Source organism: Pseudomonas sp. TE3910 (assembly GCF_056279025.1).
In genome coordinates, this window is sequence record NZ_JBWBQN010000001.1 from 3,824,626 (window position 1) to 3,841,365 (window position 16,740).

Sequence of the window (16,740 nt, forward strand, 5' to 3'; positions counted from 1 at the left end):
GAGCGTGCAGTGCACTGGAAAGCGGCGCGAACGCCGCTTCGGTCAGCGTGGCAGCTTGAGGTTGTTCCAGATTGCCAGGCTTGGTTCGGCTTGGTTCAGGGTGTAGAAGTGCAGGCCCGGTGCGCCGCCTTGCAGCAGTTGCTCGCACATGCGGGTAATCACTTCTTCGCCGAAGGCCTGGATGCTCTTCGCGTCGTCGCCATAGGCTTCCAGCTGCTTGCGGATCCAGCGTGGAATCTCGGCGCCGCAGGCGTCGGAGAAGCGTGCCAGCTTGCTGTAGTTGGTGATGGGCATGATGCCCGGCACTACAGGGATATCGACGCCCAGTTGCTGCACGCGCTCGACGAAGTAGAAGTAGCTGTCGGCGTTGAAGAAGTACTGGGTGATGGCGCTGTCCGCACCCGCCTGGACCTTGCGTGCAAAGTTGGCGAGGTCGTCCTCGAAGTTGCGCGCTTGCGGGTGCATTTCAGGGTAAGCAGCGACTTCGATGTGGAAGTGATCGCCACTTTCCTTGCGAATGAACTCAACCAGGTCATTGGCGTGACGCAACTCGCCGCTGGCCATGCCCATGCCGGACGGCAGGTCGCCGCGCAGGGCAACGATGCGCTTGATGCCCGCAGCTTTGTACTGGGCGAGCAGGGTGCGCAGGTCGTTTGTGCTGTCGCCAACGCATGACAAGTGCGGGGCGGCAGGGACTTTTACTTCGCTCTCCAGCTGCAGCACGGTGTTGAGCGTGCGGTCGCGGGTCGAGCCACCGGCACCGTAGGTGCAGGAGAAAAAGTCAGGGTTGTAGGTAGCCAGCTGACGGGCAGTGGCGAGCAGTTTTTCATGTCCAGCATCGGTCTTGGTCGGGAAGAACTCGAAGCTGTAGCGACGTTCCTGAGACATGGCGAAATCCTGGTAAACCGATCAAGCAAGCCGCCCAAACGGTGCGGCTCAAGAAAAAGCCGGTGACGCTTGAGAGCGGCACCGGCTTTGGCCCATCAGTAGCGATAGGCGTGTGGCTTGAACGGACCTTCGACGGACACGCCGATGTACTCGGCCTGCTGCTGGGTCAGTTGAGTGACCACACCGCCGAAGCCGCGGACCATTTCCAGGGCGACTTCTTCGTCGAGCTTCTTCGGCAGCACTTCAACGGTCAGGCGCTCGGCTTTCTCGGCTGGCGACAGGTTGGCGAACTGCTGTTGGAACAGGAAGATCTGGGCCAGGACCTGGTTGGCGAACGAACCGTCCATGATGCGGCTTGGGTGACCGGTGGCGTTGCCCAGGTTTACCAGGCGGCCTTCGGCCAGCAGGATCAGGTAGTCGTCGTTCTGTGGGTCGAAGTCGCCGTGGCCGGTGCGGTGTACCTTGTGCACCTGCGGCTTGACCTCTTCCCATGCCCAGTTCTTGCGCATGAACGCGGTATCGATTTCGTTATCGAAGTGGCCGATGTTGCACACCACGGCGCGCTTCTTCAGGGCCTTGAGCATGTTGGCGTCGCAGACGTTGACGTTACCGGTGGTGGTAACGATCAGGTCGATCTTGCCCAGCAGGTCGCTGTCGATGCAGGCTTCGGCACCGGTGTTGATGCCGCCCTTGAATGGCGAAACCAGTTCGAAACCGTCCATGCAGGCTTGCATGGCGCAGATCGGGTCGACTTCGGTGACCTTGACGATCATGCCTTCCTGACGCAGGGACTGGGCCGAACCCTTGCCCACGTCACCGTAGCCGATGACCAGGGCTTGCTTGCCCGACAGCAGGTGGTCGGTGCCGCGCTTGATCGCATCGTTCAGGCTGTGACGGCAGCCGTACTTGTTGTCGTTCTTGCTCTTGGTGACCGAGTCGTTGACGTTGATGGCCGGGACTTTCAGTTCGCCCTTGGCCAGCATGTCGAGCAGGCGGTGTACGCCGGTGGTGGTTTCTTCGGTCACACCGTGGATTTTTTCCAGCATGGCCGGGTATTTCTTGTGCAGGATTTCGGTCAGGTCACCACCGTCGTCCAGCACCATGTTGGCGTCCCATGGCTGACCGTCCTTGAGGATGGTCTGCTCGATGCACCACTCGTACTCTTCTTCAGTCTCGCCTTTCCAGGCGAATACAGGGATGCCGGCAGCAGCGATGGCAGCGGCAGCCTGGTCCTGAGTGGAGAAAATGTTGCAGGACGACCAACGTACCTCGGCACCCAGGGCAACCAGGGTTTCGATCAGCACGGCAGTCTGAATGGTCATGTGGATGCAGCCGAGAATCTTGGCACCTTTGAGCGGTTGCTCTTCCAGGTACTTGCGGCGCAGGCCCATCAGTGCAGGCATTTCCGATTCGGCGATGATTACCTCGCGGCGGCCCCAGGCGGCCAGGGAGATGTCAGCAACTTTAAAATCGGTAAAACCTGCAGGCGTGTTTACAGCGCTCATTGAGAGCCTCCATTCGTAAGGTGCGAATGGGCGCCGTTGTGCGTTTTAGTGTCTGCAGGCAAGCCTTGCAGGACAACGCCCCATCCGAGCCTGACAGGATGAACCTGCTGCAGCGCCCCTCGGATGGGTGGCGGGAACGGTATCAAGTGCAGATGACCGTTATGAAACGATGGCGATTATAGCCATGCCGAGGCTCCTACCCAAGGCTTTCTGTCGATTAATCGAGACCATAGTCGAGGTTAAATGGAGCCGGTGCGCTGGCTCTGCCATGATTAGCGGCATCGATTGGTAAGCAAGGTCAGGAGTACAGATGAATTTCCACACTCGCAAATGGGTAAAGCCTGAAGATCTCAACCCTAACGGCACCCTGTTCGGCGGCAGCCTGCTGCGCTGGATCGACGAGGAAGCGGCGATCTACGCTATCGTCCAGTTGGGCAACCAGCGTGTGGTGACCAAGTACATGTCGGAGATCAACTTCGTCAGTGCTTCGCGCCAGGGCGACATCATCGAGCTGGGTATCACCGCGACCGAGTTTGGCCGCACCTCCATTACCCTCAAGTGTGAAGTGCGCAACAAGATTACCCGCAAGAGCATCCTCACCGTAGACAAGATGGTCTTCGTCAACCTTGGTGAGGACGGCTTGCCGGCACCGCACGGGCGCACCGAAATCAAGTACATGAAGGATCAGTTCGACACCGAGGTCAAGTAAGCACTCATGCTGGCGGCTCGACCGTAAGGCCTCAGGAGGGCTGCGTGTAGCGGCTTTCCAGGCTGTCGAGCAGCGAATCGATGATGCCTTTGGCCATTTCCACTGAATGCAGGGTCGATTGGGCAAAACCACGGCCCGGCTCCTTGCAATACTCAACCATGAGCGGGCCGGTCTGGCTGGCGCACTTCAGGTACAGCGAGGCATGCACCAGTGCGTCCTCGACACTGATGCCCGAGCGCACCGCAAAGAGCTGAGGGTGCCCGGCATCGCACAGGCCGAATGGTTTCTCGGTGGTTTTGAGTTCGTGGAATTCGGGTGGATCGGGAACGATTTTTTTCATGGTCGATCTCTAATTTGGTGGAGCCGCCACATATCGTCGCCAAACGAATGGGTGGCAGCAGTACGCGGGTTGGCGAACCGGTAAATTAGTAAACCCGGCAGGGCCTAAGCCCTCCCGCGCACAGCCGCCATAACGAGTGGTGCTGAGCGGTTGCCCGCGACAGCCTCGCAATGAGGATTCAGTAATTTCTCCCGGGTCGCCAAACCCGATCGCTGATGTGTCAGCGACCTACCGAGCCTAGTGGCGAGTTTCCCGGGGAGCAATCATCCCTGAAACGACAGAATTCGTAGGATATGTCCTAGGACCCCTCGGCAGCCAGAGTGCCCTGTCACGGCGGCGCATTTTCGGTGCTTTCCTACAACAAAATGAACTGCAACCCTGTAGGCGCTGGCTTGCCTGCGATACAAACGCCGCGAAATCACTGGCACCGCGCCGACGCCATCGCGGGCAAGCCCGCTCCTACAAGATGAACTGCAGGCATGCGATACAAACACCGCGAACTCACTGGCACCGCGCCGACGTCATCGCGGGCAAGCCTGCCACACGGTTTGACCGGGGCCCGGTGGGAGCTGGCTTGCCTGCGATACAAGCGCCGCGAACTCACTGACACCGCGCCGACGCCATCGCGGGCAAGCCCGCTCCTACAAGATGAACTGCAGGCATGCGATACAAACACCGTGAACTCACTGGCACCGCGCCGACGCCATCGCGGGCAAGCCCGGCTCCTACACGATGAGCTGCAGCCCTGTTGGAGCTGGCTTGCCTGCGATGCACGCGCCGCGAACTCACTGGTACCGCGCCGACGCCATCGCGGGCAAGCCCGGCTCCTACAAGATGAGCTACAGCCCTGTTGGAGCTGGCTTGCCTGCGACGCAAACGCCGCGATCTCACTGGCACCGCGCCGACACCATCGCGGGCAAGCCCGGCTCCTACAAGATGAGCGGCAGCCCTGTTGGAGCTGGCTTGCCTGCGAAGTTATTGGAACGTGTCGTGGCTTGCACATCAGTGCCTCACCAAGAAGCGGTTAGTATGGTGGGCAGATGGCCAGTGATGGCTTTTCCAAGACCTGCCAAGGAACTGATACGTGCTGGCAACGACTCTGGTACTGCTTGCGGCGGTGCTCCATGCAACCTGGAATACCCTGATCAAGTTCAGTGGCGAGCGCCTGTTGGTGATCGCCAGTATGGATGCGGTGGCATTGCTGTTTGCGCTGGTCATGGTGGCCTTCGTGCAGGTGCCGCCGGCTGAGGTCTGGCCCTGGATGTTGGCCTCGGCACTGTTCGAGTTGCTTTACCGTTTTCTGTTGATTCAAGCCTACCGGGTGGGCGACCTCGGCCTGGTCTATCCGCTGATGCGTGGTTTGTCGCCCTTGGTGGTGCTGGCGCTCACCCTGACCTTTGCTGGCGAGTCGCTGAGCACTCAGCAGATCATTGGTATTCTGCTGATCCCGTGCGGCATGGCCTGCCTGCTCTGGCAGGGTGGCGGCGGTGACCGTCTGCCGTGGTCGATGCTGCCGGTGGTTGCCTTGATCGGCCTGTGCATCGGTTGCTACACCTGGCTGGACGGTACGGCGATCAAGCTGTGGTCGCAGCCGCTGGACTATCTGGTCTGGTTGACCCTGATCAGTGCCTGGCCTTTCCCGGTGTTGGCCGCCGTGGCTCGTCGTGCGCCCTACGTCTTGTTCTGGCGAGAGCAATGGCGGCTCGGCCTGGCCGTTGGGTTCTGTGTGTTGTTCAGCTATGCCTTGGTGCTTTGGGCCATGCAATTGGGTTCGGTGGCAGAGGCGGCGGCTTTGCGAGAGGTCAGTGTGATTCTGGTGGTGCTGTTTGGCATGCGCTACCTGAAAGAACCTTTTGGCGGGCCTAGGCTCTTAGCTTGTGCGCTGGTCTTGATCGGCATGCTGATCATGAAACTCTGACCCGAGAAACCAAAAAAGGACCCTGCCATGACCGTAGCTTTCTGGTGTGTACTGATCGCGCTGTTCCTACCTTATCTGTGTACCGGTGTGGCGAAGTTCGGCGGTGGTCGTTTCGGCTTGCGCGAGAATCACGACCCGCGCGCGTTTCTCGATACGCTCGAAGGGTTCGCCCGGCGCGCCCATGCCGCGCAGTTGAACAGCTTTGAGGTGACACCGGCGTTCGCCGCGGCAGTGATCATTGCCGATGTCGTCGGTAACGCAGAGCAGGTGACGCAGGATGTGCTGGCGGTGATGTTCATCACCAGCCGTCTGCTCTACATCATCTGCTACCTGGCGGACTGGGCGCTGTTGCGCTCGTTGGTCTGGGCGCTAGGCATGGGTGTGATTGCCGCGTTTTTCGTCGTATCGGCCTGATCGACCCTCAGGCCTGAGGCACGTCTGGCAATGCCGCACCCTTTGGCCAGAGCAACCAGATCTGGCCTTGTTGCTTCATGTCACCGGCCAGTTTGCCGGCTTCGCTGCCCGTGCCCCAGAACAGGTCTGCACGGACTTCACCGGTGATCGCGCCGCCGGTATCCTGCGCCGCGACCGGGCGCACTACCGGCGCGCCGTCCGGGCGCGTGGTCGACAGCCACAACAGGCTGCCCAGCGGGATTACCTTGCGGTCGATGGCCACGCTATAGCCGGCAGTCAGGGGTACGTTGAGTGAGCCGCGCGGGCCTTCGTTGCTGTCCGGGCGGGCGCTGAAGAACACATAGCTTGGGTTGCTTGCGAGCAGTTCCGGTACCCGCGTCGGGTTAGCCTCGGCCCAGCTATGAATAGTGCCCATGGTCACCTCTTCTTTTTTCAATTGGCCCTGTTCGACCAGCCAGCGACCCACAGGGCGATAGGGGTGGCCGTTCTGGTCGGCGTAGCCGATGCGCAACTGGCGACCATCGTCCAGCTGAATACGGCCTGAACCCTGAATTTGCAGGAATTGCAGATCCATCGGATCGGTCAGCCATGCCAACACGGGGGCGTTCACGCCTTGGCGACGGATGGTGTCGGCGGTGTCATAGGGTTTCAGGGTGCGACCTTCCAGGCGCCCGCGCAGGCGTTTGCCCTTGAGTTCCGGGTAGACGCTGTCGAGCGCGACGACCACCAGGTCATCGGGTACGCCGTAGACCGGGACGCCGGCGTGGTCGGTGCGTGTCAGGCTGCCGGGGTAGACTGGCTCGTAATAGCCGGTGATCAGGCCGTTGGCGCTGTTTTCGGCCGAGCGCAGGCTGAACACGTCCAGACGGGTCTGGAGAAAGGTACGAACCGCACCGGGTTCTGCCGCGATGTTTGCGGCAGCGTTGCAGGTGCCAGCCCAGGTGGCATCGCTCTTGAGCCGTTCGCAGGCGCTGCGCCAGGCGTTGAAGCCCGCCAGCAGGTCGCTGTCGCTTACCAGGGGCAGGTCTTTCCAGGTGGCACTGGTGTAGGTGGCTATTGCGTGCGTTTTGGGTTTTTCCGGGTTGCCGCCATTACAACCGGCCAGCAGGGCCAGTACGGGTAGCAGCCAGTTCAGGCGGCTGAAAGTCATCTTCATGGGTGTCGATTTCCTGAGGTTGCCGCGTGCCGGGCAGCACGTGCAGCCCCTAGTGTTGATAAGGGTATTGGTCTTTGGGGGCCGTGCGAGGATACTGGCAGCCTTTTTTGTGAGCCGAAGCGATCATGATGTTCAAACGACTCTGTGTAGTACTGCTGGCCTGCATGACCCTGACCGCCTGTGGCGGTGTCGACCCGAATTCGCCGCTGGGCCAGCGCAAGGCGATCTTCAAGCAGATGCTCAAGACCAGCGAAGACCTGGGCGGCATGTTGCGTGGGCGGCTGGCGTTCGACAGCCAGAAATTTGCCGACGGCGCGCTGAAGCTTGATGGCCTGACGCACGAACCGTGGAAGCATTTTCCACAGGTGCGCGAGGAAAAGGACTCCAGTGCACGTGAAGACGTCTGGCAGAAGCAGGCGCGCTTCCAGGAACTTGCCCGGCAGATGGAGGCCGCCACCGGTGAACTGGTCGCGGTTACCCGTCATCAGCCGCTGACGCCTGCAGAGCTGGCGGCGCCGATGCAAAAGGTCGAGCAGGCCTGCAAGGCATGCCATACCGAGTTTCGCAATCACTGATCAGTTGAGCGCAAGCACTGCATCGCTGACCGGTCGGCGATGCAGGTGACGCCGGCATGCACCGCGGTCACTTTTCCAGTTCATCCAGCGCGTGCTGCAACTCCTTGCGCGACTCTGCCAGTTTGTCCTTGCGCTTGTTGATGCGCTCCGCGTCGCCTTTTTTCATGGCTTTTTCAAGGTCATTCTGGCGCTGGGCGACCTCGTGTCGAGCCTCCAGGACCTTTTTCTCCCGTTCCTTGCGCAGGCTGGTATCGGTGCAGTTGGCTGTCACTTCGCTCAGGGCCTTTTCCAGACCGGCCTGTTGTTCGCTGTTGCCGTGGGCGCGAGCCTGCTCGATCTGTTCGCTGATCGCCTGGCGTTTGGCTGCGCAGCCTGTAAGGCCGGGTTGCTCTTCAGCGGCCAGCAGCGGTGCAGCCATGAGGCTACAGGCCGCGAACAGGGCAAGAGGTGAAAGCAGTTTCATAGGGGCTCCATAGGGGGCGGGACAGCAGAAGCGTTGATGCTGCCCTGAACCGAGAAATTTAGAAACCCTCGATTGCATGCTGGCGCAGTTGTTCGGCCAGCATTTGCAGTTCAGGTGCCTGGAAGAATGCGCTCAGTTGGGCTGCTCGTCTCGGGCCGATACCCGCTTCCTGTTGCCAGCGCGCAGTGTCGCGTTGTGCCAGCTCCAGCCAGTTGTCACCCAGGTCGAGGTGGCTGGGCGCGGGTATGCCCAGGGCGCGGATCCAGCGGGAAAACGGCTGCTGGCGAGCCTGTGCGAAGTTTTGTTGCAAGTGTTTGCTGCTGCGTTCACCCAGCCCCGGTATGTGTTGCAGTTGGCTGTCGGGCAGGGCTAGCCAATCAACCAGGTGGGTGACATGGCCGCTGTCGGTCAGTCGCTCCCAGGTGCCTTGGCCAACACCGGTCAGGTTCAGCCCTTGCTTGCCGCTTAGCCAGTTCAGTCGGGACAGGAACTGCGCCCGGCAGCCGGGTGTCGGTTGCCAGCAACTGAGCGGATGGTAGGCCGCAGGGTCGGGTACTTGAAGTGGCTGGCGTTGTGGGTTGCGGTGCACCACCGCATCAAGCCTCGGTATGGTCAGGCCGGCCAGGCTGATGGCAACCTGGTCACCGGGCCGGATGTCCAGTTGCTGCCAGCGCTGCAGGGAGCCAACGCTCACCTGACGTATCGTTCGGTCGTCCAGTTGCACCGGAGCGACCTGAATGATCGGGTTGATGCGTCCGGTACGACCGATGCCGAACTGCACGTCGCGCACCTCCGCCAGCGCCTGTGCAAGCGGGTACTTCCATGCGGCTGTCCAGTGGGGAGGGTGAGCTTGCCAGCGTTCGGGCGGCGGGTGGCTGCCCTGGCGCAGCACCACGCCATCGCTGGCGAAGGGCAGCGGGGTGCGATACCAGTGCTCGCGCCAGTGCGCGGCTTGGCTGGCGCTGCTGATCGGCTGGCTGTACTCGCCGATCAGGGGGAAACCCAGTTCGGTCAGGCGCGCCAGGCGTTTGGCTGGATCCTGTGGGCCTGCTGGCCAGCCCCAGGCGAACAGACCGATGCGCGCACCGTCCGCGTCACTGAGTTGCTTGCGGGCCAGGCGCCCGGCGACATCGGCTCGGGCATTCAGGCTGCCGCTATGGGCTTGCACATGGTTGTCCAGTTGCCAGTAAAGCTCGCCCTGGAGCAGCAGGTCGACGGGCTCCGGCAGTGTCTGGTTCACAGCGCTGAGTACGGGGATGTGCCGGCTCCAGTCGTGCCCGTGGGTGCCGTCGCCGCGACTGATGAGGTGTACCAGTCGGCCTTGGCGGTAGATAAGTGTGGCTGCAACGCCATCGACTTTGGGCTGCACCCATACATCGTCCTTTGCCATAAGCCAGGTGCGCACGGCGGATTCATCGGGCAACTTGTGCAGGCCTGTGTGTGGGACCGGATGCGCGATGGGGCCGCTTGCACTGCTCAGCGGGTTGGCGGCCGGTGTGTCGAGGGCAAAGCAGCGCTGCCACTGCTGCAGTCGTGCACGGCTCTGGTCATACAGTTCGTCAGCGACCTCTGACCGGCCTTGGCCATGGTACTGCTCGTCCCAGGTGGTGAGGCGGCGTTGCAGGTGCTCTATCGCTTGGCGAGCATCGGGTTGCGACCACTCGGGGCAGGTGCTGGCCTCAAGGGTGCCGCTACTGAGCAGCATCAGCAGAAAGGAAAACAGTAGTGCAGGCATGGCGAGCATCCTTGCTCGGCGGGAGGAATACAAAGCCTAGGAAAGTTGCAGCGGCCAATGCGCTTGAAGTTGTCAGTACATGTGTATCCGTGGTGCACAAAAAAGCCCCTGCCGGTTACCCGGCAGGGGCTTTGGGGTGACGCAGGGTACTTACAGACCGGCAGCGGCGCGCAGGGCGTCGGCGCGGTCAGTGCGCTCCCAGGTGAAGGTGGTGAAGGTGTCGTCACCGACTGTCTTCAGCTGCGGAGTACGGCCGAAGTGACCGTAGGCTGCAGTTTCCTGGTACATCGGGTGCAGCAGGTCGAGCATGGTGGTGATTGCGTAAGGACGCAGGTCGAAATGCTCGCGAACCAGTTGGATGATCTTGTCATCGCTGATTTTGCCGGTGCCGAAGGTGTTCAGCGAGATCGACGTTGGCTGAGCGACGCCAATCGCGTAGGAAACCTGAATTTCGCAGCGATCGGCCAGGCCTGCGGCGACGATGTTCTTGGCCACGTAGCGGCCGGCGTAGGCGGCGGAACGGTCAACCTTGGATGGGTCTTTACCGGAGAATGCGCCACCACCGTGACGGGCCATGCCGCCGTAGGTGTCGACGATGATCTTGCGACCGGTCAGGCCGCAGTCGCCTACCGGGCCGCCGATGATGAAGCTACCGGTCGGGTTGATGTGGTACTGGGTGCCTTTGTGCAGCAGTTCGGCAGGCAGGGAGTGCTTGACGATCAGCTCCATCACAGCTTCCTGCAGGTCCTTGTGGGAGACTTCAGGGTTGTGCTGGGTGGACAGGACGACGGCGTCGATACCGACGACCTTGCCGTCTTCGTAACGGCAGGTGACCTGCGACTTGGCATCCGGACGCAGCCATGGCAGCAGGCCGGATTTGCGGGCTTCGGCCTGGCGCTGGACCAGACGGTGAGAGAAGCAGATCGGTGCTGGCATCAGCACGTCGGTTTCGTTGCTGGCGTAGCCGAACATCAGGCCCTGGTCGCCCGCGCCCTGGTCTTCCGGCTTGCTGCGGTCAACGCCCTGGGCGATGTCCACGGACTGTTTGCCGATGATGTTCATCACAGCGCAGGTGGCGCCGTCGAAGCCGACGTCGGAGCTGTTGTAGCCGATGTCGATGATGACTTTACGAACGATTTCTTCGAGGTCGACCCAGGCCGATGTGGTGACTTCGCCAGCAATGATCGCTACGCCGGTTTTCACCATGGTTTCGCAAGCGACACGGGCGTATTTGTCCTGGGCGATGATTGCGTCCAGTACGGCGTCCGAAATCTGGTCGGCGATTTTGTCCGGATGCCCTTCAGACACAGACTCGGACGTGAAAAGGGAGTATTCGCTCATCTCGACGGGTTCCTAAATATTTACCGATGGTGAGTGTCGCCAGTCGGTCGCTGAAAATGGCGGACCTGAATCTGGAAACCATTACGTAAGCCCACATAGAGGCTGTCCCCGGGAGCCAGTCCCGCAGCATTGGCCCAGCGGGCCAGGTCGTCCTGCTCAAAGCCCAGCCAGAGATCACCGCAGGCCTCTCTGGCCCAACTCTGGTCGTGGCTGCACAACTCTGTAACCAACAGGCTGCCGCCTGGTTTGACACGGGTGGCCAGTTGCCGCAGGGCATCGGCCGGAGCACTGAAGTGGTGCAAGACCATGTTCAGCACCACGCAGTCGGCGTCGACATCCGTTGCACTGAGTGCATCGGCCAACTGCAGGTTTACGTTAGCCAGACGCTCGCGCTGGCACACCTGACGCGCCAGTTCGAGCATGGTCGGGCTGTTGTCCAGGGCGGTTACCTGCTCGAAACGCTTGGCCAGTTCGGGTAGGAACTCGCCATCGCCCGGGCCGACTTCAAGCGCGCTGGCGCCGGGGGCGAAGCTTAGCTTGTCGAGCAGGCTCAGCAGGCTCTCGCGGTACTGTGCGAGGCCAGCGATCAGGTCCTGCTGGGCACGAAACTTTTCTTCTACACGCTGGAAAAAATCCTGGCTGGTGGCCGCGCGGCGTTGTTGCACGAGGGCCATCCGTGCCTGCACCTCGGCCGGCAACGACAGGCTGTCCACTTCTTCCAGCAGCGCTGCGTGCAGCTTGCCACCCAGGCGAAGGCTGTCGGGCAGGGCGCGGCGGTAGAAGATGGCATTGCCTTCACGGCGCGTGGCGACCAGTGTGGCTTGAGCCAGTACCTTCAAGTGGTGGCTCATGCCGGACTGGCCGATCGCGAAGATCTGCGCCAGTTCCAGTACCCCAAACGAATCGTTGGCCAGTGCACGCAACACATTCAGGCGCAGCGGATCGCCGCCGGCCTTGCACAGGGCCGCCAGCTCGTCGCTTTGCTCATGGCGGACTGACGGCACGCGTAGGTTCATGGGGCGGCAGTCTAGTCAGCGACCTCCGCTGTCGCAAGCGCAATATCAAAAAGTTTTGATATTGCGCGATGAGTGGGCTGTGCAAAGGCATGTCCGGCGACAAATTCGGCTGTTTGACCGGGCGATTCGCCAAAACCAACCTCAATCACAGGAAAATCACCCGACAGCGACCATCCGTCATTGCCCCCGAGCCTGTGACTGGGCGAAAATGGCCGCCTTTTTCTGTCCCGTTACTTATTCAAGCCCCAGGAGATAAGCGATGCCCAGCCGTCGTGAGCGTGCCAACGCCATTCGTGCCCTCAGCATGGATGCCGTGCAAAAGGCCAACAGCGGCCACCCAGGTGCCCCTATGGGCATGGCGGATATCGCCGAAGTTCTTTGGCGTGACTACCTGAAGCACAACCCGAGCAACCCGGCTTTTGCCGACCGCGACCGCTTCGTGCTGTCGAACGGCCACGGTTCGATGCTGATTTACTCGCTGCTGCACCTGACCGGCTACGACCTGTCGATCGACGACCTGAAGAACTTCCGTCAGTTGCACAGCCGTACCCCGGGCCACCCGGAGTATGGGTACACCCCAGGTGTCGAGACCACCACCGGCCCGCTCGGTCAGGGCCTGGCCAACGCCGTGGGCTTTGCCATCGCCGAGAAGGTGCTGGGCGCCCAGTTCAACCGTGAAGGCCACAACGTCGTCGACCACCACACCTACGTATTCCTGGGTGATGGCTGCATGATGGAAGGTATTTCCCATGAGGTCGCTTCCCTGGCCGGCACCCTGGGCCTGGGCAAGCTGATTGCCTTCTACGATGACAACGGCATCTCCATCGATGGTGAAGTCGAAGGCTGGTTCACGGATGACACGCCGAAGCGTTTCGAAGCCTACAACTGGCAGGTGATCCGCAACGTCAACGGTCACGATGCCGACGAGATCAAGACCGCCATCGAGACCGCTCGCAAGAGCGATAAGCCAACCCTGATCTGCTGCAAGACCATCATTGGTTTCGGTTCGCCGAACAAGCAGGGCAAGGAAGACTGCCACGGTGCTCCACTGGGTAACGACGAAATCGCCCTGGCGCGCAAAGAGCTGAACTGGAACCACGGTCCATTCGAAATCCCGGCCGACATCTACGCCGAATGGGACGCCAAGGAAGCCGGCAAGGCTGTTGAGGCCGAGTGGAATGCTCGTTTTGACGCCTATGCCGCAGCCTTCCCTGAACTGGCCAGCGAACTGAAACGTCGCCTGAGCGGTGAACTGCCGGCCGATTTCTCGGAAAAAGCCGCTGCCTACATCGCCGACGTTGCGGCCAAGGGCGAAACCATCGCCAGCCGCAAGGCCAGCCAGAACGCACTGAATGCCTTCGGCCCGCTGCTGCCTGAATTCCTTGGCGGTTCGGCTGACCTGGCCGGCTCCAACCTGACCCTGTGGAAAGGCTGCAAGGGTGTCAGCGCTGAAGACGCCAGCGGCAACTACATGTTCTACGGCGTACGTGAGTTCGGCATGAGCGCCATCATGAACGGCGTGGCCCTGCACGGTGGTTTCGTGCCGTACGGCGCGACCTTCCTGATCTTCATGGAATACGCCCGCAACGCTGTGCGCATGTCGGCGCTGATGAAGAAACGTGTGCTGTATGTGTTCACCCACGACTCCATCGGTCTGGGCGAAGACGGCCCGACCCACCAGCCAATCGAGCAACTGGCCAGCCTGCGCTGCACGCCGAACCTGGACACCTGGCGCCCGGCCGATGCGGTCGAGTCGGCGGTGGCCTGGAAGTTCGCCGTTGAGCGTAACGACGGCCCTTCGGCACTGATCTTCTCGCGTCAGAACCTGCCACACCAGCCACGCGATGCGGCTCAAGTGGCGGATATCGCGCGTGGCGGTTATGTGCTCAAGGACAGCGTTGGCGAGCCAGAGCTGATCCTGATCGCCACCGGTTCGGAAGTGGGCCTGGCCGTTCAGGCCTACGACAAACTGACCGAGCAGGGCCGCAAGGTCCGTGTGGTATCGATGCCTTGCACCACCGTGTTCGACGCCCAGGACGCTGGCTACAAGCAAGCCGTTCTGCCAGTCGAAGTTGGCGCACGTATCGCCATTGAAGCTGCTCACGCGGACTTCTGGTACAAGTACGTGGGCCTGGAAGGTCGCATCATCGGTATGACCACCTTCGGCGAGTCGGCCCCTGCGCCAGCCCTGTTCGAAGAATTCGGCTTCACCCTGGAGAACATCCTGGGCACCGCCGAAGAGCTGCTGGAAGACTGATCGCGTTGCCCTGTGGGGGCTGGTGTCGGCGTTTCGCCGGCAAACCAGCGCCCACAGGGGCATCGAGATTCCTGTGGGCGCTGGCGTGCCAGCGATTGAACGCACCGCGTTTTCCACAGGCTGCAGAATAACGCTTCTGTTCCGTGAGCATTCTATGTCCCAACCGCGCCCTTATAGAGTTGCACTCAACGGCTATGGCCGTATTGGTCGTTGTGTCTTGCGTGCTTTGTTCGAGCGCGGGTCGAAGGCCGGTTTCGAGATCGTCGCCTTGAACGATCTGGCTGATCAGGCCAGCCTCGAGTACCTCACGCGCTTTGACTCCACCCATGGACGTTTCCCCGGTGAGGTGAAGGTCGACGGCGATTGCCTGCACATCAACGGCGACTGCGTGAAAGTACTGCGCAGTGCAACCCCGGAAGGTATCGACTGGGCTGCACTGGATATCGATCTGGTGCTGGAGTGCTCCGGTGCCTATAACACCCGCGCCGATGGCCAACGGTTTCTGGATGCCGGTGCGCCACGTGTGCTGTTTTCCCAGCCGATGGCGAGCGAGGCAGATGTCGACGCCACCATCGTCTATGGCATCAACCAGGGCTGCCTGACCGGGCATGAGCGTCTGGTCTCGAACGCATCCTGTACCACCAACTGCGGTGTGCCGCTGTTACGGGTGCTGGATGAGGCCTTTGGCCTTGAGTATGTGTCGATCACGACCATTCACTCGGCGATGAACGATCAGCCCGTCATTGATGCCTATCATCACGAAGACCTGCGCCGCACGCGTTCGGCCTTCCAGTCCGTGATTCCGGTTTCCACGGGCCTGGCGCGAGGTATCGAGCGCCTGTTGCCGGAACTTGCCGGTCGAATCCAGGCCAAAGCGGTACGGGTGCCGACGGTGAACGTTTCGTGCCTGGATATCACCCTGCAGACCTCGCGCGACACTGATGCCGCGCAGGTCAATCAGGTACTCCTTGAAGCAGCCTTGAGTGGCCCGCTGCACGGCCTGCTGGCCTACACTGAATTGCCGCATGCCAGCTGCGACTTTAACCATGACCCGCATTCGGCCATTGTCGATGCCAGCCAGACCCGTGTTTCCGGCCCCCGGCTGGTGAACCTGTTGGCCTGGTTCGACAACGAATGGGGTTTCGCCAACCGTATGCTCGACGTCGCCGGTCATTACCTGCGTGTCGCCGACCCCACTTGCACCACTCGCAAACAGCCCTGAAGGACTGCATTCATGACCGTTTTGAAGATGACCGACCTCGATCTGCACGGTAAGCGCGTACTGATCCGCGAAGACCTCAACGTTCCTGTCAAGGACGGTGTGGTTGCCAGCGATGCGCGTATCCTTGCTTCGCTGCCGACCATCAAGCTGGCCTTGGAAAAGGGTGCGGCCGTGATGGTTTGCTCTCACCTGGGGCGTCCGAGCGAAGGCGAATTTTCCGCCGAAAACAGCCTTAAGCCGGTTGCCGACTACCTCAGCAAGGCGCTGGGTCGCGATGTACCGCTGATCGCCGATTACCTCGATGGCGTTGAGGTCAAGGCCGGTGACGTTGTGCTGTTCGAGAACGTGCGCTTCAACAAAGGTGAGAAGAAGAACGCCGATGAACTGGCCCAGAAGTACGCCGCCCTGTGCGACGTCTTCGTCATGGATGCGTTCGGTACTGCTCACCGCGCCGAGGGTTCGACCCACGGCGTTGCCAAGTTCGCCAAGGTCGCGGCGGCGGGCCCTCTGCTGGCCGCTGAGCTGGACGCGCTGGGCAAGGCGCTGGGCGCCCCGGCCAAGCCAATGGCGGCCATCGTTGCCGGCTCCAAGGTTTCCACCAAGCTGGACGTACTGAACAGCCTGAGCCAGATCTGCGATCAACTGATCGTCGGTGGTGGCATCGCCAACACCTTCCTGGCGGCAGCGGGCTACAAGGTCGGCAAGTCGCTGTACGAACCTGATCTGGTTGAAACCGCCAAAGCCATTGCGGCCAAGGTCAGCGTGCCGCTGCCGGTGGATGTGGTGGTTGCCAAGGAATTTGCCGAAAGCGCTGCTGCCACCGTCAAGGCCGTTGCTGACGTTGCCGATGACGACATGATCCTCGATATCGGGCCGAAAACCGCCGAGCACTTTGCCGAGCTGCTGAAGTCCTCCAAGACCATTCTCTGGAACGGTCCGGTTGGCGTCTTCGAGTTCGACCAGTTCGGTAATGGCACCAAGGTACTGGCGCACGCCATCGCCCAGAGCGAAGCGTTCTCCATTGCCGGTGGTGGCGACACCCTGGCCGCTATCGACAAGTATGGTGTCGGTGCTGATATCTCCTACATTTCTACTGGCGGTGGCGCCTTCCTCGAATTCGTCGAGGGCAAGGTCTTGCCGGCGGTCGACATGCTGGAACAGCGGGCCAAGGCCTGAATCGTTCAGTGCCTGGCAAAGGGAG

General features: G+C 61.2%; 15 protein-coding genes and 1 riboswitch. Of the genes, 7 read left to right on the forward strand and 8 right to left on the reverse strand.

Annotated features, from left to right (window positions below):
- Positions 1-42: 42 nt before the first annotated feature.
- Both metF and ahcY read right to left on the reverse strand, forming a co-directional pair.
- Positions 43-888, reverse strand: a complete 846-nt coding sequence (metF, locus tag ACZ9H3_RS17500; RefSeq protein ID WP_099773379.1) for a methylenetetrahydrofolate reductase [NAD(P)H] — start codon at positions 886-888, stop codon at positions 43-45.
- Between the two features lie 95 nt (positions 889-983).
- Positions 984-2,393: an adenosylhomocysteinase gene (gene ahcY, locus ACZ9H3_RS17505; protein ID WP_476221717.1), complete on the reverse strand. Its 1,410-nt coding sequence runs from the start codon at positions 2,391-2,393 to the stop codon at positions 984-986.
- Positions 2,394-2,414: 21 nt separating this feature from the next.
- A riboswitch (S-adenosyl-L-homocysteine riboswitch) is annotated at positions 2,415-2,520 on the reverse strand.
- A gap of 183 nt (positions 2,521-2,703) precedes the next feature.
- Between ahcY and ACZ9H3_RS17510 the strand changes: the two genes are divergently transcribed.
- A complete protein-coding gene (locus ACZ9H3_RS17510) occupies positions 2,704-3,102 on the forward strand; it encodes an acyl-CoA thioesterase (protein ID WP_065761755.1) in 399 nt (132 codons plus the stop codon).
- Between the two features lie 31 nt (positions 3,103-3,133).
- Here ACZ9H3_RS17510 and ACZ9H3_RS17515 read toward each other — a convergent pair whose 3' ends face one another.
- Positions 3,134-3,442, reverse strand: a complete 309-nt coding sequence (locus tag ACZ9H3_RS17515) for a DUF3077 domain-containing protein (RefSeq protein WP_476221718.1) — start codon at positions 3,440-3,442, stop codon at positions 3,134-3,136.
- A 1,084-nt stretch (positions 3,443-4,526) separates the two neighbouring features.
- Between ACZ9H3_RS17515 and ACZ9H3_RS17520 the strand changes: the two genes are divergently transcribed.
- Both ACZ9H3_RS17520 and ACZ9H3_RS17525 read left to right on the forward strand, forming a co-directional pair.
- Positions 4,527-5,360: an EamA family transporter gene (locus tag ACZ9H3_RS17520; RefSeq protein WP_099773381.1), complete on the forward strand. Its 834-nt coding sequence runs from the start codon at positions 4,527-4,529 to the stop codon at positions 5,358-5,360.
- Between the two features lie 27 nt (positions 5,361-5,387).
- Complete coding sequence (locus tag ACZ9H3_RS17525; RefSeq protein WP_065760274.1) at positions 5,388-5,774, forward strand: MAPEG family protein; 387 nt, start codon at positions 5,388-5,390, stop codon at positions 5,772-5,774.
- Positions 5,775-5,781: 7 nt separating this feature from the next.
- On the opposite strand, the gene mltA is transcribed toward ACZ9H3_RS17525, so the two are convergent.
- Positions 5,782-6,930, reverse strand: coding sequence for a murein transglycosylase A (gene mltA / locus ACZ9H3_RS17530; RefSeq protein ID WP_476221721.1), 1,149 nt, complete (start codon positions 6,928-6,930; stop codon positions 5,782-5,784).
- Between the two features lie 125 nt (positions 6,931-7,055).
- Here mltA and ACZ9H3_RS17535 point away from each other — a divergent pair, with 125 nt between their 5' ends.
- Positions 7,056-7,505 (forward strand): c-type cytochrome, encoded by a 450-nt coding sequence (locus tag ACZ9H3_RS17535; protein WP_102052704.1) that lies wholly within the window; start codon positions 7,056-7,058, stop codon positions 7,503-7,505.
- A gap of 67 nt (positions 7,506-7,572) precedes the next feature.
- Here the strand turns inward: ACZ9H3_RS17535 and ACZ9H3_RS17540 are convergent, their stop codons facing one another.
- The 4 genes from ACZ9H3_RS17540 to ACZ9H3_RS17555 all read right to left on the reverse strand — a co-directional run bounded on the left by ACZ9H3_RS17540 (position 7,573) and on the right by ACZ9H3_RS17555 (position 12,060).
- Positions 7,573-7,968 carry a DUF1090 domain-containing protein gene (locus ACZ9H3_RS17540; protein ID WP_099773382.1) on the reverse strand — a complete coding sequence of 132 codons (396 nt, stop codon included), beginning with the start codon at positions 7,966-7,968 and terminating at the stop codon, positions 7,573-7,575.
- A gap of 58 nt (positions 7,969-8,026) precedes the next feature.
- Entirely contained in the window at positions 8,027-9,703 is a 1,677-nt protein-coding gene (ligB, locus tag ACZ9H3_RS17545) for an NAD-dependent DNA ligase LigB (RefSeq protein WP_476221723.1), read from the reverse strand.
- Between the two features lie 150 nt (positions 9,704-9,853).
- A complete protein-coding gene (metK, locus tag ACZ9H3_RS17550) occupies positions 9,854-11,044 on the reverse strand; it encodes a methionine adenosyltransferase (RefSeq protein ID WP_065760279.1) in 1,191 nt (396 codons plus the stop codon).
- A 20-nt stretch (positions 11,045-11,064) separates the two neighbouring features.
- Complete coding sequence (locus ACZ9H3_RS17555) at positions 11,065-12,060, reverse strand: ArsR/SmtB family transcription factor (RefSeq protein WP_065760280.1); 996 nt, start codon at positions 12,058-12,060, stop codon at positions 11,065-11,067.
- A 259-nt stretch (positions 12,061-12,319) separates the two neighbouring features.
- On the opposite strand from ACZ9H3_RS17555, the gene tkt reads away from it, so the two are divergent.
- The 3 genes from tkt (at position 12,320) to ACZ9H3_RS17570 (ending at position 16,715) form a co-directional block, all read left to right on the forward strand.
- Complete coding sequence (tkt, locus tag ACZ9H3_RS17560) at positions 12,320-14,317, forward strand: transketolase (RefSeq protein ID WP_099773384.1); 1,998 nt, start codon at positions 12,320-12,322, stop codon at positions 14,315-14,317.
- A gap of 154 nt (positions 14,318-14,471) precedes the next feature.
- Positions 14,472-15,539, forward strand: coding sequence for an erythrose-4-phosphate dehydrogenase (gene epd / locus ACZ9H3_RS17565; protein WP_476221726.1), 1,068 nt, complete (start codon positions 14,472-14,474; stop codon positions 15,537-15,539).
- 12 nt (positions 15,540-15,551) lie between these two features.
- Complete coding sequence (locus tag ACZ9H3_RS17570; RefSeq protein ID WP_065760283.1) at positions 15,552-16,715, forward strand: phosphoglycerate kinase; 1,164 nt, start codon at positions 15,552-15,554, stop codon at positions 16,713-16,715.
- Positions 16,716-16,740: the final 25 nt, after the last annotated feature.

Coding starts and splice junctions, on each gene's coding strand:
- ACZ9H3_RS17535 (WP_102052704.1), top strand. CDS start 7,056: ATGATGTTCAAACGACTCTGTGTAGTACTGCTGGCCTGCATGACCCTG.
- metF (WP_099773379.1), bottom strand. CDS start 888: ATGTCTCAGGAACGTCGCTACAGCTTCGAGTTCTTCCCGACCAAGACC.
- ACZ9H3_RS17515 (WP_476221718.1), bottom strand. CDS start 3,442: ATGAAAAAAATCGTTCCCGATCCACCCGAATTCCACGAACTCAAAACC.
- ACZ9H3_RS17540 (WP_099773382.1), bottom strand. CDS start 7,968: ATGAAACTGCTTTCACCTCTTGCCCTGTTCGCGGCCTGTAGCCTCATG.
- tkt (WP_099773384.1), top strand. CDS start 12,320: ATGCCCAGCCGTCGTGAGCGTGCCAACGCCATTCGTGCCCTCAGCATG.
- ahcY (WP_476221717.1), bottom strand. CDS start 2,393: ATGAGCGCTGTAAACACGCCTGCAGGTTTTACCGATTTTAAAGTTGCT.
- ACZ9H3_RS17570 (WP_065760283.1), top strand. CDS start 15,552: ATGACCGTTTTGAAGATGACCGACCTCGATCTGCACGGTAAGCGCGTA.
- ACZ9H3_RS17525 (WP_065760274.1), top strand. CDS start 5,388: ATGACCGTAGCTTTCTGGTGTGTACTGATCGCGCTGTTCCTACCTTAT.
- ACZ9H3_RS17555 (WP_065760280.1), bottom strand. CDS start 12,060: ATGAACCTACGCGTGCCGTCAGTCCGCCATGAGCAAAGCGACGAGCTG.
- ligB (WP_476221723.1), bottom strand. CDS start 9,703: ATGCCTGCACTACTGTTTTCCTTTCTGCTGATGCTGCTCAGTAGCGGC.
- epd (WP_476221726.1), top strand. CDS start 14,472: ATGTCCCAACCGCGCCCTTATAGAGTTGCACTCAACGGCTATGGCCGT.
- ACZ9H3_RS17510 (WP_065761755.1), top strand. CDS start 2,704: ATGAATTTCCACACTCGCAAATGGGTAAAGCCTGAAGATCTCAACCCT.
- mltA (WP_476221721.1), bottom strand. CDS start 6,930: ATGAAGATGACTTTCAGCCGCCTGAACTGGCTGCTACCCGTACTGGCC.
- metK (WP_065760279.1), bottom strand. CDS start 11,044: ATGAGCGAATACTCCCTTTTCACGTCCGAGTCTGTGTCTGAAGGGCAT.